The sequence below is a fragment of the Bradyrhizobium sp. B117 genome, from assembly GCF_038969555.1.
Lineage (GTDB): Bacteria > Pseudomonadota > Alphaproteobacteria > Rhizobiales > Xanthobacteraceae > Bradyrhizobium.
In genome coordinates this window covers 4,211,571-4,226,275 of the sequence record NZ_CP152414.1, presented here as the reverse complement: position 1 = coordinate 4,226,275, position 14,705 = coordinate 4,211,571, and the positions used below count along the sequence as shown (strand labels likewise).

The 14,705-nt window shown below is 65.4% G+C and carries 17 protein-coding genes and 1 tRNA gene; 10 read left to right on the top strand and 8 right to left on the bottom strand.

The annotated features are described in order from the left end of the window. Window positions 1–29 precede the first annotated feature (29 nt). Complete coding sequence (locus AAFG16_RS20670; protein WP_342740359.1) at window positions 30–539, bottom strand: GNAT family N-acetyltransferase; 510 nt, start codon at window positions 537–539, stop codon at window positions 30–32. 126 nt (window positions 540–665) lie between these two features. Here AAFG16_RS20670 and AAFG16_RS20665 point away from each other — a divergent pair, with 126 nt between their 5' ends. Then, window positions 666–1,061, top strand: a complete 396-nt coding sequence (locus AAFG16_RS20665) for a PaaI family thioesterase (RefSeq protein ID WP_342740358.1) — start codon at window positions 666–668, stop codon at window positions 1,059–1,061. A gap of 126 nt (window positions 1,062–1,187) precedes the next feature. On the opposite strand, the gene AAFG16_RS20660 is transcribed toward AAFG16_RS20665, so the two are convergent. Further along, entirely contained in the window at window positions 1,188–1,406 is a 219-nt protein-coding gene (locus AAFG16_RS20660) for a DUF3126 family protein (RefSeq protein WP_007602550.1), read from the bottom strand. Window positions 1,407–1,528: 122 nt separating this feature from the next. Then, entirely contained in the window at window positions 1,529–2,353 is an 825-nt protein-coding gene (gene cysE, locus AAFG16_RS20655) for a serine O-acetyltransferase (protein WP_027560093.1), read from the bottom strand. Window positions 2,354–2,642: 289 nt separating this feature from the next. Between cysE and AAFG16_RS20650 the strand changes: the two genes are divergently transcribed. Further along, window positions 2,643–4,031, top strand: a complete 1,389-nt coding sequence (locus tag AAFG16_RS20650; RefSeq protein ID WP_342740357.1) for a hypothetical protein — start codon at window positions 2,643–2,645, stop codon at window positions 4,029–4,031. On the opposite strand, the gene AAFG16_RS20645 is transcribed toward AAFG16_RS20650, so the two are convergent. Together AAFG16_RS20645 and AAFG16_RS20640 are read right to left on the bottom strand one after the other, a co-directional pair. Beyond that, window positions 4,017–4,772, bottom strand: coding sequence for an alpha/beta hydrolase (locus tag AAFG16_RS20645; protein WP_342740356.1), 756 nt, complete (start codon window positions 4,770–4,772; stop codon window positions 4,017–4,019). The genes AAFG16_RS20650 and AAFG16_RS20645 overlap by 15 nt on opposite strands. Before the next feature lie 116 nt (window positions 4,773–4,888). Beyond that, entirely contained in the window at window positions 4,889–6,025 is a 1,137-nt protein-coding gene (locus tag AAFG16_RS20640) for a hypothetical protein (RefSeq protein ID WP_342740355.1), read from the bottom strand. A 319-nt stretch (window positions 6,026–6,344) separates the two neighbouring features. Here AAFG16_RS20640 and AAFG16_RS20635 point away from each other — a divergent pair, with 319 nt between their 5' ends. Both AAFG16_RS20635 and AAFG16_RS20630 read left to right on the top strand, forming a co-directional pair. Beyond that, complete coding sequence (locus tag AAFG16_RS20635) at window positions 6,345–6,590, top strand: zinc-finger domain-containing protein (RefSeq protein ID WP_007602543.1); 246 nt, start codon at window positions 6,345–6,347, stop codon at window positions 6,588–6,590. Between the two features lie 19 nt (window positions 6,591–6,609). Then, on the top strand, window positions 6,610–7,812 hold the full coding sequence (locus AAFG16_RS20630) for an FAD-dependent monooxygenase (RefSeq protein WP_283086101.1): 1,203 nt from the start codon (window positions 6,610–6,612) through the stop codon (window positions 7,810–7,812). A 21-nt stretch (window positions 7,813–7,833) separates the two neighbouring features. Here the strand turns inward: AAFG16_RS20630 and AAFG16_RS20625 are convergent, their stop codons facing one another. Further along, window positions 7,834–8,259, bottom strand: coding sequence for a twin-arginine translocation pathway signal (locus tag AAFG16_RS20625; RefSeq protein WP_283086100.1), 426 nt, complete (start codon window positions 8,257–8,259; stop codon window positions 7,834–7,836). 173 nt (window positions 8,260–8,432) lie between these two features. On the opposite strand from AAFG16_RS20625, the gene AAFG16_RS20620 reads away from it, so the two are divergent. From AAFG16_RS20620 to AAFG16_RS20610, 3 genes are all read left to right on the top strand, one after another. Next, window positions 8,433–8,521 (top strand) — tRNA-Leu (locus AAFG16_RS20620). 19 nt (window positions 8,522–8,540) lie between these two features. Next, window positions 8,541–9,173, top strand: coding sequence for a hypothetical protein (locus AAFG16_RS20615; protein ID WP_342740353.1), 633 nt, complete (start codon window positions 8,541–8,543; stop codon window positions 9,171–9,173). A gap of 339 nt (window positions 9,174–9,512) precedes the next feature. Continuing rightward, the gene (locus AAFG16_RS20610; protein WP_283086098.1) at window positions 9,513–9,944 is read left to right on the top strand and encodes a hypothetical protein; all 432 of its coding nucleotides are present in this window, start codon (window positions 9,513–9,515) and stop codon (window positions 9,942–9,944) included. A 99-nt stretch (window positions 9,945–10,043) separates the two neighbouring features. Here the strand turns inward: AAFG16_RS20610 and AAFG16_RS20605 are convergent, their stop codons facing one another. After that, the gene (locus AAFG16_RS20605) at window positions 10,044–10,823 is read right to left on the bottom strand and encodes a crotonase/enoyl-CoA hydratase family protein (RefSeq protein ID WP_342740352.1); all 780 of its coding nucleotides are present in this window, start codon (window positions 10,821–10,823) and stop codon (window positions 10,044–10,046) included. Between the two features lie 86 nt (window positions 10,824–10,909). Between AAFG16_RS20605 and AAFG16_RS20600 the strand changes: the two genes are divergently transcribed. The 3 genes from AAFG16_RS20600 (at window position 10,910) to AAFG16_RS20590 (ending at window position 13,058) form a co-directional block, all read left to right on the top strand. Continuing rightward, window positions 10,910–11,497 carry a TetR/AcrR family transcriptional regulator gene (locus AAFG16_RS20600; RefSeq protein ID WP_342740351.1) on the top strand — a complete coding sequence of 196 codons (588 nt, stop codon included), beginning with the start codon at window positions 10,910–10,912 and terminating at the stop codon, window positions 11,495–11,497. 115 nt (window positions 11,498–11,612) lie between these two features. Beyond that, window positions 11,613–12,863, top strand: a complete 1,251-nt coding sequence (locus AAFG16_RS20595) for a multidrug effflux MFS transporter (protein WP_283086095.1) — start codon at window positions 11,613–11,615, stop codon at window positions 12,861–12,863. Window positions 12,864–12,917: 54 nt separating this feature from the next. Then, a complete protein-coding gene (locus AAFG16_RS20590; RefSeq protein WP_342740350.1) occupies window positions 12,918–13,058 on the top strand; it encodes a hypothetical protein in 141 nt (46 codons plus the stop codon). 3 nt (window positions 13,059–13,061) lie between these two features. On the opposite strand, the gene AAFG16_RS20585 is transcribed toward AAFG16_RS20590, so the two are convergent. Beyond that, the gene (locus AAFG16_RS20585) at window positions 13,062–14,657 is read right to left on the bottom strand and encodes a glycosyltransferase family 39 protein (RefSeq protein WP_342740943.1); all 1,596 of its coding nucleotides are present in this window, start codon (window positions 14,655–14,657) and stop codon (window positions 13,062–13,064) included. Between the last annotated feature and the right edge of the window lie 48 nt (window positions 14,658–14,705).

The following is a 14,705-nucleotide window of genomic DNA, read 5'->3' as shown; positions in this document are numbered from 1 at the left end:
CAGGACAGCTTGAGTGCATTTTTTTGCTATCAAGCCAGATCGTAAGCCATGATGACGCGCCTCTTGCCGAGATATTCGACCTCCTCGACCGGCTGCCAGCGGCGGGAAGCATAGTAGCCCGGCAAAGTCCCCGAGGTGTAGAGATATAGCCGTCGATGGCCCAGCGCCGCAGCCTTTGCCACGGCAGCTTCAATGAGCGCGTTTCCGACACCTTGACTCCGCGCGCTGTCGGGCACGAACAGCTGCGCCATCCACGGCGAAAGTGCAGGACGTATCGTCATCTCGCTGGCGAGCAGATTGACCGAGCCAACAAAGGTCGTGCCGCACCGGGCGACCAGAATTTCCGGCAGATGGTGCGAACGAGCCGCATGGCAAAGAAACTGCTCATAGTCGGCGGCCGAGCCATACCCTGTCAGCGGGCCCCAAAACGCAAATTGAAGCGCGGCGATTGTCTTCGACAGACCCGACTCTTCGGTGAGGCGGGCAATCTCGAGAGAGTCTGCGTGCATATCGGGCCAATGATCTGGGAGCGTTGTCACTCTACATACGCGTGATTACGCGCCCTACTCACAGATTGTTGCCGATGGCATCAGTGCCGCCAAGCCTTGCACCGGATCGGCTGCTTGGTACCCTCTTCTTTAAGGAAAACGCCGGGGGAGACCGATGTGAGCGACGCGACAGCCAATCTGCCACCCGGCGTCCAATTGCTCGGACGCGAATGGCTCGGCTTCGACGGGGCCGGGCAAGCGTTGATCCGCTTTCAGGCGCAGCCCGCGTTCACCAACAGGCACGGGACCGTTCAGGGCGGATTCCTGGCGGCGATGCTGGATTCCGCGACCGGGATTTGCGCGCTCGCGAAGCTGTCGCCTGACCTGACCGTGGTCACCAGGAGCTTGGATACGCGCTTCCTGAAACCTGCGGCGGTGGGGTCCATCACGGCGCGTGCGCCAATGATCGAGCAGACCAAGCGCGACATGGTCGTGCAAGCCGAACTGGTCGATGCGGAAGGCATCACGGTCGCCGACGCAACGGCGCGGCTACGCATTATCGCGAAGAAATAAGCCCCCGAGGCAGCGGCATCCGCAACCTCGGGCCTCATCAGTCATTGCGAGCGAAGCGAAGCAATCCCGAGTCCCTCCGCGGAGACAGCCTGGATTGCTTCGCTGCGCTCGCAACGACAAAAGTGGCTATTCCTGATCGACGAGATCGTCCTCGAGGATCGCCATCTGGAACTGGAACGAGCGATCGTCGTCCTCGTCGTCGACGAAGAGCACGCCGATGAATTCCTCGCCGATATAGACCTCGGCGGAATCATCCTTCTTCGGCCGCGGCACGACGCGGATCTTGGGATTGCCGAATACGCGCTTCAGATACGCGTCCAGCTTTCTGACTTCTTTGACGTCCACGGCAAGTCTCCGATCGAAATTGGTCGGCGGGTTTTAGGACGAGACGCGACGAACCGCCAGCATGAATTGCCAAAGAATTTGGGGACGACAAGCGCCGGAAAATCCGGCGCCTGCTCGCGGGCTCAAAGCCCCATCGCGTTGATCATCTGATCCATGGTGCGTGACGGCTCGGCGCAGCCGGCCTCGCCGACGATCTTGGCGGGCACGCCCGCGACCGTGACGTTGTGCGGCACAGGCTTGACCACGACCGAGCCGGCGGCGATGCGCGCGCAATGGCCGATCTCGATGTTGCCGAGGATCTTTGCGCCGGCGCCGATCAACACGCCGTGACGAATCTTCGGATGACGGTCCTCGTTCTCCTTGCCGGTGCCGCCGAGCGTGACGCCGTGCAGGATCGAGACGTCGTCCTCGATGACAGCGGTCTCGCCGCAGACGAAGCCGGTGGCGTGGTCGAGGAAGATGCCGCGGCCGATGCGCGCGGCCGGATTGATGTCTGTCTGGAACACCGCGGAGGCGCGACTCTGGAGGTAATACGCAAAATCCTTGCGGCCCTTCAGGTAGAGCCAGTGTGCGAGACGATGGGTCTGGATCGCGTGAAAACCCTTGAAGTAGAGCAAGGGATCGATGAAGCGCGCGGTGGCGGGATCGCGGTCATAGACGGCGACGAGATCGGCGCGGAAGGCGTTGCCGAGATCGGGATCGTCGCGCAGTGCCTCGTCATAGGTCTGGCGCACCAGATCGCCCGACAGCGCTGAGTGATCGAGCCGGTCGGCAAGACGATGGATCACCGAATCCTCGAGGCGGCTGTGATGCAGCACCGTCGAATAGATGAAGGTTGCAAGCTCGGGCTCGCGATGGACGATGTCCTCCGCCTCGCCTCGGATCCGGTCCCAGATCGGATCGAGCGATGCGAGCTTTCCTCCCGGATTGACCTGATGCACTGCCATGATTTTCTCTCTGGGATCTGCTCTTTCGAATGGGCTGGTTTTGTTGCTCTATAGCACAGTGTAGGCGACAAAGTCCTGACGGGCTTGCCTGAGAGTGAACAGCGCCTTGCCCCGCGGGGGCATGCCAACGCCTTGAAACACAAGGGTTTCTTTTGACGCCCCCAAGCGGCAAGGTCGGCTCAAAATGGTCAGGGTTTGGCCAAATTCAAGCCGGGCGGGGTCAAACTATTGGTGAATTCCGTCTCGACGGTTATTGCGGGCATGGTCCCCGGGGGACGACGGAGCAATCTTGAGCATCACCACCGATCAATTGCGCGCGCGCGCCGCGGGCTCGTTTTGGCTGCGGCTGGCGGCGGTGGCCTTGCCCCCTGTCTTGCCCCTCCTCCTGATCGCGCCCGCGTCGTGGAACGGCTATCCGCTATTGCAATGGGATACCGGCGGCTATCTGGCGCGCTGGTACGAGGGCTATCTCGTCCCCAGCCGCTCCACCGTGTTCGGCCTTTACCTGCATTACGGCGAGAATCTTGGTTTCTGGAACAACCTCGCGGTCCAGTCGCTGGCGACGCTGTGGCTGTTGCAGCTCACCCTGCGCGTGCTCGGCCTGATGCAGACCTTCCGCTTCGTTGCGATCAGCCTGCTCCTGATCCTGTCGACCGCCCTGCCCTGGCTCGCCAGCATGCTGCTCACCGACATCTTCGCAGGGCTCTCGGTGCTGTCGCTGTTCCTGCTGATCGTCGGCGGCGAGCGCACGTCGCTGCTCGAAAAGATCTCGCTGTTCGTCTTCACCGCCTTTGCCGCCGCGACCCACAGCGCCACACTCGGCGTGCTGCTCGGGCTCTGCGCCGCCGGCTGGATGGCGCGGCCGCTGCTGGGGCGACACCTGCCGATTGCCGGACTGGCGCAAGCGAGCCTGACGATCATCGCAGGCGGTGTGATGCTGGTCTCGGCGAACCACGCGCTGTCGGGCCAATGGGCGTGGACGCCCGGCGGCTATGGCGTCGCCTTCGGCCGCATGATGCAGGACGGCATCGTCGCGCGCTACCTGAACGACCACTGCCCGCGCGAGCGCTACAAGCTCTGTCCCTATCGCAACGAGCTGCCGGCGACCGCCGACGAATTCCTGTGGGGCAAGAGCATGTTCAACACGCTCGGCCGCTTCGAAGGCATGAACGACGAGATGGGCTATATCGTCGTGCATTCGTTCGCCGATTATCCGGCCTGGCAGGCCGGCGCGGCGCTGCGCGCGATGGGCCAGCAATTGCTGCATGTGGCGACCGGCGAAGGCGCCAGTGTCTGGATCCCGCACACCTACGGCATCATCGAGCGCTACATCCCGGCACAGGTCGCGCCGATGCGCGCGGCGCGCCAGCAGAATTGGGGCCTCGATTTCGACTATGTCAACTGGCTACACGTCCCCGTCGCGCTGGTCTCGATGCTCGGACTGCTCGCGCTGCTCGGACATGCACTGGCCAACAGAAGGCTCGACGATCTGACGCTGCTGGCGGCTGGCGTGACGCTGGCCCTGCTCGGCAACGCCTTCATCTGCGGCGTGATCTCAGGACCGCACGATCGTTACGGCGCGCGCATGGTGTGGGTCGCGACCTTCGTGGTGCTGATCGCGCTGACACGCCGCTTTGACGATGACGAGTCGGCGAACGAGGTGTCAGCCGCGGCGTGAGAGGAAGTCGAGTACGCCGGTCTTGTAGACCTTGTCGCCGACCGCGCGCATGTGGTCGCGGCCCGGAATATCGAGCACTTCCGAACCCGCGATGATGGCGCCGAGCGCGCTGGCCGAGCCAGCGACATCGTCGGTCGAGCCGACCGCGATCAGCACGGGCACGTCGATGCGCGCAGCTTCGTCCTTCGTCATGATATCTCGCGTCCCGCGCAGGCAGGCGGCAAGCGCCACGCGGTCGGATCGGGTCTGATCGGCAAACGCGCGAAAGGTACGCCCGACAGGATCGGTGACGTCGTCGAGCGAGGGAGCTTCCAGCGCCTTGGCGACGTTTTCGCCGGGGCCGGTGCCTTCGATCAGGCCGCCGATGCCGATGCCGCCGAGGATCGCCGAGCGCAGGCGCTGCGGCTCGTTGAGGGCGAGCCAGGCCGTCATCCGTCCGCCCATCGAATAGCCCATGATGTCGGCCTGCGGGATGGCGAGATGGTCCATCAGCGCGAGCACGTCGCCGGCCATGGTGGGGATCGAGTATTGCGCGGGATCGTAGAGCTTTGCGCTCTCGCCGTGGCCGCGATTGTCGAGCGCGATCACGCGGCGGCCGTTCTTGCGCAGCTCCGAGACCCAGGTCGGATAGACCCAGTTCACGTTCTTGCCGGAGGCAAAGCCGTGCACCAGGATGATCGGATCGCCCTCGCCTTCGTCGAGATAGGCAATTTCAACGGCGCCGTTGTGAAAGCTCGGCATCATCAGTTCCGCAAGTCTTGAGGGGGAATGGGTGATCTTAGAGCATGATCCGGAAAAGTGTGCAGCGGTATTCCGGCAAGATCATGCTCAAAGAATAGCCTGAAGCGCGTTGCGCTTCAGGCCGTGAGGGCCGTGTTCGCCAGAGCAGCCTGGGCTGCGATCTGGGCACGGCGGAGGCGCCGCGCCCGTCTGCGATCGCACCAGGCCTGCGTGAGGCGCTCGGTGGTCGCCTTGATCGAGGACAGAAGGCCGAACAGCGTCAGTGCCGCACTGAGCAGCCAGAGCGCCAGATTGAACGCGCCGCCGACCAGCAGCAGCGCTCCGCGGCCGAACAGCTTGATGATCGCGCGGGTCTTGCCGCCCTGCGCTTCCGCAAGCCGCGCCGCGCGCGCGACATCCTTCGGACCCTCGGCGATCCGCAGGCTATCCATGGCGCCGCGCGCGCCGGTCTTTTCGGCAACGCGCGTGACGTCCTTGCCGAGCCGAACCAGCGCGCCAGCCTTCTCGGCCCGGAATGCGGCCTTGATCGCGCTGACGGTCTCGCCGGGGCGGAACACCGAACCCTTGGCGACGGCGTTCTGGAGCATCGGCGCATCGACCACCTCGCGCGCGGACCGGCCCGCCCATGCGGCGAGGCCCTCGCCGAGCCGCCCGACCTTGCGGGCATCCTTCACCAGCGTCAGCCCGGCGCGAACCGGCGCAGCACCGCCAACGGAGACATAGGTCACGGCCGTCACCGCAAGGCCCGCGGTCGCCAGGCCCAGCACAAGACGATCGGTGTCCTCGCCCATCGCCAGATGCTTGCCCTCGCGCACGACATCCCTGATGTCGCCGATCACGAACAGATCGCCGGCGACGGTTCCGGACAGGCTTGCGACATCGTCGGCGTTGCCGGTGATGAGGCCGGTGGCAAACCGTTTGGCGAAATGCGAGGTGGAGTTCTCGGCCTTGACCGCATCGCTGACGCGATTGATGAGGTCGTCGGGCAGTGCGAGGTTGCGGTCACGCGCGAGCGCAACGAAACTGTCGGCGAGATCGGCATCGCCGGCGGCGAGCGCGGCCTCGATATTGTCCTGAACCAGATGGTCGTTCTGCCGGAGCAGCGCATCGAGCTTGAGCTCTGAAAGCGCGGCCGGATCGTCCTGGGCGGAGAGAATCGCGCCGGCCTCACGGGCATGCGGCGCTACCTGCACCAGCATGAAGCTGCATGCCGCGATCCCGGTCAACGCTGTGGTGATTCGCAGCCACTTCATGCGGAAAGCCTGGATGGTCCTGAAATCGTCTTGAAATCGTCTTGCGCCTGATGGTTCGTCTTTCGTCGCAAATCGCGCTCGTCCCCAGACATAGTATGCCAAAATTGCGACACAACGTCCCCGACGAAAGAAGGGCTTCTCTCAGGCCGCAAGATTGTGTCGAATTTGCATGAGCAAATGAGCATGGGGCATTGCGAACCTTTTGGTTCCGCTGGACTAGCAATCATCAGCACCCACCATTATGGTCCGCGGCGCCTTAAAGATGCCGCGTCAGTTCTTGATTGTATCTGCCGCCGTTGCCACTCCAGGATGAACTACGATGTCCGACCATGTCGTCCCGCACTTCCATAACGATGCCGGTGTTCCCGTCATCGAGATCGGCTCGCAAGAGTTCATGTGCGTGGGCGCTAATCCTCCGTTCGACCATCCGCACGTCTTCCTGGACCTCGGCAACGACAACGAGATCATCTGCCCCTACTGCTCGACGCTGTACCGCTTCGCGGCGGACCTGAAGGCGGGCGAAGCCCGCCCGCCGGAATGCGTCTTGAAGGACAAGGTGGCCTGACCGTTCCCATCGGTCAGGGGTGGCGCTCTCCCGAACGATTGTCATCGCCGGTGCCGGCATCGGTGGACTGACGGCCGCGCTGGCGCTCGCGGCCCGCGGCTTCCGCATCGTCGTGCTGGAAAAGACCGAGCGGCTCGAGGAAGTCGGCGCCGGCCTGCAACTCTCCCCCAATGCCAGCCGCGTGCTGGTCGAGCTCGGCCTCGCCGAGCGCCTCAAGCTGCGCGCCGTGACGCCGGAGGCGGTCTCGATCATGAGCGCGCGCGCCGGCGGCGAGCTCTTGCGCATGCCGCTCGGCGAAGCGGCGTCGGCGCGCGCCGGCGCCCCCTATTGGGTGGTGCACCGTGCCGACCTGCAATCGGCGCTGGCCGGCGCTGTCTCAGATCATCCCGACATCGACCTGAAATTGGGGGCGACCTTCGAGGACGTCGCGCCGCACGCCAAGGGGCTGACCGTGGTCCATCGCAGCGGCACGATCCGCCGCAGCGATCTCGCCAGCGCGCTGATCGGCGCCGACGGCATCTGGTCGACGGTACGCCAGCATCTGTTTCCCGAGGTGCAGCCGCGCTTCTCCGGCCTGATCGCCTGGCGCGGCACCTTGGACGCCACGCAGTTGCCGAAGGACTACACCGCCCGCCGGGTGCAGCTCTGGATGGGCCGAAATGCCCATCTCGTCGCCTATCCGATCGCGGGCGGGCGCCAGATCAACGTGGTCGCAGTGCTGCCGGGCACCTGGAACAGGCCGGGCTGGAGCACGCCCGGCGATCCCCTCGAGGTGATGGACGCCTTCGCCGCGCCGCGCTGGCCACCGCCGGCGCGGATGATGCTCGCCGCGGTCGATAGCTGGCGCAAATGGGCGCTGTTCGGCGTGCCCGACGGCTGCCCCTGGAGCAAGGGCCCGGTCGCGCTGCTCGGCGATGCCGTGCATGCGATGCTGCCGTTCGCCGCGCAAGGCGCCGGCATGGCGATCGAGGATGCCGCCGTGCTGGCGCGCCATCTCAGTCCCGAAGCCGCCGAGAGCGCAGCCGGCATCACGGCGGCGCTGAAGCAATATGGCCGCGCGCGCGAGGCGCGCGTGCGGCGGGTGCAGCGGACCGCGCGGCAGCAGGGCCGCATCTACCATCTGGGCGGGCCGCTCGCGCTCGCGCGCGATGTCGCGATCCGCGCGCTCGGCCCGGAGCGCATGCTGGCGCGGCAGGACTGGATCTACTTCTGGCGGCCGTGATGCGGGTTCGGTTACGCCGGCTCAGCGAGCGGCGCTGCCGGGTTTCGGGGCGGGCTTGATGACCGGCGGCTGCGGCGTCGAGGCCTGCGGCGGCGCATTCGGCGGCGTCTCCCGACACCGGTTGCGGCGCCAGGCGTCGTCGGCGAGCTGCGTCGAGCCGCGCACCGCGATATAGTCGTTGCGATAGGCGAGCTCGGACACGACGGCGCCTCCGGCCCCCGTCTCCGCCTTGTTCATCAGCCTCTGCAGATCGGCGGTGCGGGCCGCCAGCGCCTTCCGCTCGGTCTCGAGTTGCTTGCAATCGTACAATTCGTACTTGCCGGGATCGGCAAAGGCCGGCGCGACCGTCTCGCTCATGCTGGCGCAGCCGGACAGCGCGGCGCCCGCCGCGAGCAGCACAAGAAGCGCGCCGCAGCAGCGCGGGCGGTGGGAAAACGAAGCAGCCATGCCGGATGAATAGTCCCCGTGGATTGAGAATGCCTAAAGCAGCAACAGATGTCCGGATTGAGGCTTTGCCTTGTGCGCGCGGCTCGCTTAAGGAAGAACCGCCCCTCCGGCTGCGCAAGCGCCAATTCCAGACCGCCGGGGGTGGACTTAAGTGTTTGATCCCGTTGGATCAAGCGGGCATGGCGGAATTGGTAGACGCAAGGGACTTAAAATCCCTCGGTGCGCAAGCGCTGTGCCGGTTCGACCCCGGCTGCCCGCACCACTGGAGCTGACGGCACCGATTGCGCCCGCAGCATGATCCAGAAGCACGCCAGCGCGACCGCGATCTGCACGAAGCTGTTTTCGATCGACATTCCCGCGAGCGAGGCGAGCATTGGAACGGCGACGCCGATGGCCAGGACGGCGGCGAGGGCTGCGGCCGGGAGATCAACGATGAGGATGGCGCCGTAGAGCGCGAGCTCGAAGAAGGCATATTCCTTCAGGCGCGGCGCGCAGAGATAGAGCCCGTACATCGCCAGCACAGTGATGCGCAGGGCCTCGCGCGGATGGTCGATCAGCCAGCGATCCAGTCGTGCCAGGAAAGCGCCTTCCCGACTTGCTCGTCCATTCGCCAGGCGCAGCACCACAAGAGCCAACGGCGCAAGCACCAGCGCGAACGCCACGAGCGCGTAAGCCACGAACACGATCGGCTTGCTGCCGCTGAGCCCGAATTGGTCGAGCGCGTTCTGCGCCAGCAGCAGCAGCGACGGCGTGGTGTCCATCACATAGATCGAATGCTGGTCGGGAATCTGCCCCCTGATCGCGAGCAGCCAGCTCGAAAACAGATCGGGATAGAGGACCATCGAGAGCAGGACCGGCAGCGCCAGGCCTGCGGCCGCGGCCGCGATCAAGCCGATCTTCTGCCGGCGCGGTAGCGGCAGGAAATACAGCGCGGCCAGCACCGGGCTGTACACCAGCTTGAACGAGGCAACGAGGCCGAGCAGAGCAGCGCCGACGATGCGCAGGCCGAAGCTTCGATCATCGTCCGCGTCCGGCAAAGGGAAACGACGCAGCAGCAGGGCCAGCGCGGCCGCGCTCAGCGTGCCGCTCATGATGGTAAAATTGCCCGACGCCAAGACCCACTCGAAGCCGACGAAGGCGCCGAGCGCCCAGAGCACCCTCAACCCGATATCGCGAAAGCCGCCGCGGTCGCGGCCGAGCCCCGGTAGCAGCAGGCCGCAGAGCATGGCGAGCAGGAGAAACACGCCGCGGTGATGGCCGACGAGAAAGCCGCCCGCGCACAGCGGACGGAACGCCTCGAGCGTCACCGGCAGATAAGGATAAGAGAATTTCGTACCCTTCAGATTTTTCACGAAGTAGGGATCGAGCCCATCGACATGGGCATCGACCGCCGCGCAATTGACGCGCACGTCCCAGCCGAAGTTCACATCGAGCGTGAGATCGCTGACGAGATTGCCGAGCACCAGCAGCGCCACCAGCGCAACCACGCAGTCGTGCCAGACGTTGCGCTTCCCGGCCATGCCCGCCGGCCCTACCCATCGTGCTGTCCCGGTAACGTCAGACACGTCCAATCCTGCCTGTGGCTCGCGTTCCCTCGGCGCCTGACCGGCGTCCGGTCAGGCCACATTGGACAGGATGCGTTGCGGATTCATCTCCCTAAGGGTCTGTTGCCGCTGTTATGGTGAATCCCTGGTTTCCAGACTGCGTCTAGCGCGATGGCATGAAGATGAATCACCATCGCGCTTTAGGTTATTGTTTGAGCATGATCTCCGCGCAAACGCGCTCTAGCGCGAGCCGCGGGCGGCGAGCCAGCCATCGAGCGCTTCGCGGGTGTCCTGCGTCGCCGCCATGCGCGCGAACTGCTCGCTCTCGATGGCGAGGCCTTCCGAGATCGAGCTGTTGAGACCCCGCGTCGCGGCTGTGATGATACGGGCGACCGCGAGAGGCGAGTGCCGCGTGATGCGGTCGGCCAGCGCGAAGGCTGCGTCGAGGAGCTGCTCATGCGGCACGATGCGGTTGACCAATCCCATCTCCAGGGCTCGCTGCGGTGAAAAGGAATCGCCGGTCAAAAGATATTCCAGCGCGCGCTTGCGGCCTGCGAGCCGCGGCAGGCGCTGCGTGCCGCCAAAGGTCGGCGTGATGCCGATAGCGATCTCGGGCTTGGCAAAGCTCGCCCGCTCGCTGGCGATCGCCAGATGCACCGCTTCGGTGATCTCGCAACCGCCGCCGAAGGCGATGCCGTTGACGGCGGCGATGATCGGCTTCGGAAACGCCTCCATGCGCGCCGTCATGCCCTGCCCGCGCCGCACGAAGGCTTTTGCCGCAGCGTCGGGGCCGCACTTCACGCTTTCCGAGAACTCGGCGATGTCGGCGCCGGCCGAGAAGGCGCGCTCGCCTGCGCCGGTCAGGACGACAGCGCGGATAGCGGCATCGTCCTCGATGCGGTCGAGGATCGCCATCAGGCGGTCGATCAGCGCGTAGCTCAGCGCATTGAGCTTGCTCGGACGGTTCAACGTCAGCAGCGCGACGGCGCCGCGCGTTTCGCAGAGTATCAAGTCGGACAAGTGGCCGCTCCTTCGAGGTCGAACAGGGTCCGGAAGTCAGCCACAGCGGCCTGTCGTGTATACTCACTGGGCAGTATACATTGCTGATGTCCGAGAAGGGTGACAGCACACGCGAGCAGATCGTCGTCGCGGCGACGCGCCTGTTCTATGGCGAGGGCATCAGGGCGGTGAGCATGGACGCCGTCGCCGAGAAGGCCGGCGTCACCAAGAAGACCCTCTACTATCACTTCACCAGCAAGGATGAGCTCGTCGCCGCAACCATCGCCGCGAGGGACCAGCCGACGTTGGAGCTCTACAAGCGCTGGTTCGCCGAGACCGACGGCACCGTCGCCGACAAGGTCCGAGGCCTCTTCGTCAAGCTCGGGCGCTCCGTCGACACCCCGCGCTGGCGCGGCTGCGGCTTTCTGCGCACCATCGCCGAGCTCGCCAACACGCCGGCCCATCCGGCCGTGAAGGCCGGCGCCGCGCACAAGAAACGCTTCGAAGCCTGGCTAGAGGCGGAGCTGACGCAGCATGGCATTCCCGGCGCGGCGGCGCTCGCGCGCCAGCTCCTGATCCTGCTCGACGGCGCCACGACCGTGATGCTGATCCACCGCGATCTGGCTTATGTCGAGACCGCCGGCGCGCTGGCGCTCGGCCTGGTCGAGGCGGCCCGGAAGACGGGTCACGCCTAGAGCCGCTTCACCAAGTCGTGTCCGCCGCGGTTCCGCCGGCCTGCCATCCCGAAACATGGGTTGTGCGACGCAGCATAACCGCTCAAAAAGCCCCTGATTTTCAGAGGTGAGCTGCTTGTCCGACGTCAATGCCGACGATTGGGTGTCCTCCGGACACCGCCCCATGGGTTTTCCCGAATTCGTCATCGTGATCGCGTCCATCATGGCGCTGAATCCGCTTGCGATGGACATGATGCTGCCGGCGCTGCCCAATATCGGGGCAGCCTTCAAGATTCCTGTCGCCAACCATCTCCAGCTGGTGCTGTCGACCTTCCTGATCGGCTTCGGCGCGGGCCAGTTCGTGATGGGCCCGTTGTCGGACCGTTTCGGCCGCCGCCCGGTGCTGCTCGGCGGCATGGCCGTCTATGCGGTCGCGAGCGTGCTGGCGGTCGCCGCGCCGTCGTTCGAGACGCTGCTGCTGGCGCGCGCGCTGCAAGGGCTCGGCACCTCGGCAACGCGCGTGATCGCGACCTCGATCGTGCGCGACTGCTATGTCGGCCGCCGCATGGCGAGCGTGATGTCGCTCGCCATGATGGTGTTCATCGCGGTGCCCGTGATCGCGCCCTCGTTCGGACAGGCAGTGCTGCTGGTGACGGCATGGCGCGGCATCTTCGTCGTGCTGATGCTCTACGGCCTGCTCGCGCTCGCATGGTGCGTGCTGCGGCTCCCCGAAACCCTCCCCGAGTCGGAGCGCAGGTCGCTGGCGCCGGCCGACGTGCTCTCGGCGTTCCGGCAGACCGTCACCAATCGCCAGACCATCGGCTATGCGACCGCCGCCGGCAGCGTCATCGGCGCGCTGTTTGCCTACGTGTTCTGCGCCCAGCAGGTGTTCACCGGCGTCTATCACCTCGGCGATTACTTCCCGCTCGCCTTCGCCGCGATCGCGGCCGGCACGGCGGTGGCCGGCTTCCTCAATGCGCAGCTGGTCGGACGCCTCGGCATGCGCGTGATCTCGCACGGCGCGCTGAGCCTCTATGCCGCCGTGGCCGGAATCATGCTGCTGACGGAAAGTCTCGGCGTGCTGCCGCTCTCCCTGTTCATGGTGCTCTCGGCGCTGATGATGTTCTCGTTCGGCATGATGGTGGCCAACTTCACCGCGCTGGCGATGGAGCCGCAGGGCCACATCGCCGGCACCGCCTCCTCGCTCTACGGCTCGATCACGACACTGATCGGCATCGTGGTCGGCATGGCGATCGGCCAGAGCTTTGACGGCACGCTGCTGCCGTTCTCGATCGGCTTCTTCCTGTCGACGCTGGCCGCGCTCGCGATCGTGCTGGTGGTGGAAAAGGGGCGGCTGTTTCGGCCGCATCACCGTCCCGTCGGTTGAGGAACTTCCCGGCCGCGTCGATGTTGTACTGCAGCAATTCGAAAGGCTGCCTCAATGGAACTGGAACATCGCGAAGACCGTACCGACCGGGATCGTCAGGCGACGAAGCAATCAGTGCCGAACGCCGATCAAGCGGCATTCACTCCCCCGTTTGCGAGCGAGGGCCTCGAGCAGGTGCGCGACAGCCACTGCTAAAGCTTAAGGCGCGGGACGCCTGCTGGCACCGAACTCGTTGGCCGTGCTCGCAGGCGCTGCACTGTTGTCGCGCGGCGGCACCATCAGCGCCACAACATCGCGCGTGACGCCGGGCCTTCCCCACAGCGTGGCCTGCACGGTGAACTCGCGCTTGACGAAGTGCCCGGCTCGGCCGGACACCGATTCCAGCCACTTGCCGCAACTGTCCTGGTCGCTGAAGCACAGCGCGGCCCAGCCGCGGTCGAGTGTCGTCTTGCGCGGAAGCCCCCATTTGTACTGATACTCGAACGGCCGCGCATAACGGGGATGGTCGGGGCTGTAGAACGCGGTGGCAAAGGACAGCGAATCGTCGCCGCTCACCGCGCTCAACGGCTCGCCGGTCAGCTCGCGCCATTGCCGCGTCAGCTCGTTTGCCGCCGGCGCATAGAAATTCCGCCCCTCTTCGTAGCCGTGATTGTTGCGATAGACGGCGTGGATCGGCGCGGCGACCAGAACGGCGGCGAGCGCAACGCCGATGACGAACACCGTGACATTGACGGTGTAGAAGCGTTCGATCGGATAGCGCGCACCGCAAACGATCAGCACGACGAACAGGAACAATCCCTGCAGCGCCCATAGCGAGGGCAGATCCGATCCCATCGCGAGCGACGTCAGCACCGGCAGCACGATCGTGCCGATCGCGATGTAGAAGAGAAGCCGCAGGCCCGGACTCATGGCCGCGAAGTCGGCCGGAAACTGCTTGAGCCGCGCCCCCGCGATCAACACCCAGAGCACGGCCGACACGCCCATGGCCGCGGCCAGCCCCAGCACGAAGTTTTTCACCTCGATGAGCGAGCTTGCGGCATTGCCGTTGGCGTGGGCCAGCGCATAGGTGAACGTCGATGCGCCCGTCGTCGCGAGCCAGTAGATGTGCGGCGACAGCACGGCGAGCCCGGTCGCGGCCGATATCCAGGGCGAAGCCGAGGTGAAATAAGCGCGCCGCGCCGGATGAGCCAGCGCGGCAAACGCGAAACTCGCAACCAGGAAGATCGAATAATACTTGCCGACCATCGCCAGCGCAGTCGTGAATCCCGCAGCAAATGCCCACAGCGCCGTACGCGTCTCGAACGCGCGCAGGAAGCACCAGGTCGCGAGCGGCCAGATCGCGAGCAGCACCGAATTGGCGTTGAAGCGCTGTGCGTGGAATTGATAGGCCGGCGTCAGCATCAACAGCAGCAGCACCAGGATGCGCTTGTGCCCGGGCACGAACTGCCGCGCGACCAGATCGACGCAGAACAACGCCACCCCTGCATTGACCATCGACATCAATTGCAGCGACCAGTCGCTCGGCGGAAAGACCGAGGTCCAGCTCGCGGCAACCCAGCCCATCAGCGGTGGATGCTTGTGATAGCCCCACTCGAAATTCCGGCCCAGCGTCCAGGCCTCGAGCGTGTCGGGATGCAGGCCACCTCCGGCATAGGCGATGGCGAGATAGAGCGTCCAGATCGCAACGAAGCACGCAATGAGAAGCGGCACGGCCCAGCCCGTCTCGACGGCGTCGAGCCAACGCAGGAATGGCCGGCGCCATGGCGCCGGCGCGCGATCCGACCGTTCGGCCATCGCCTGGAATGCAAAATCGATCGGCACGGGAAGCTATGAAGGAAAGTG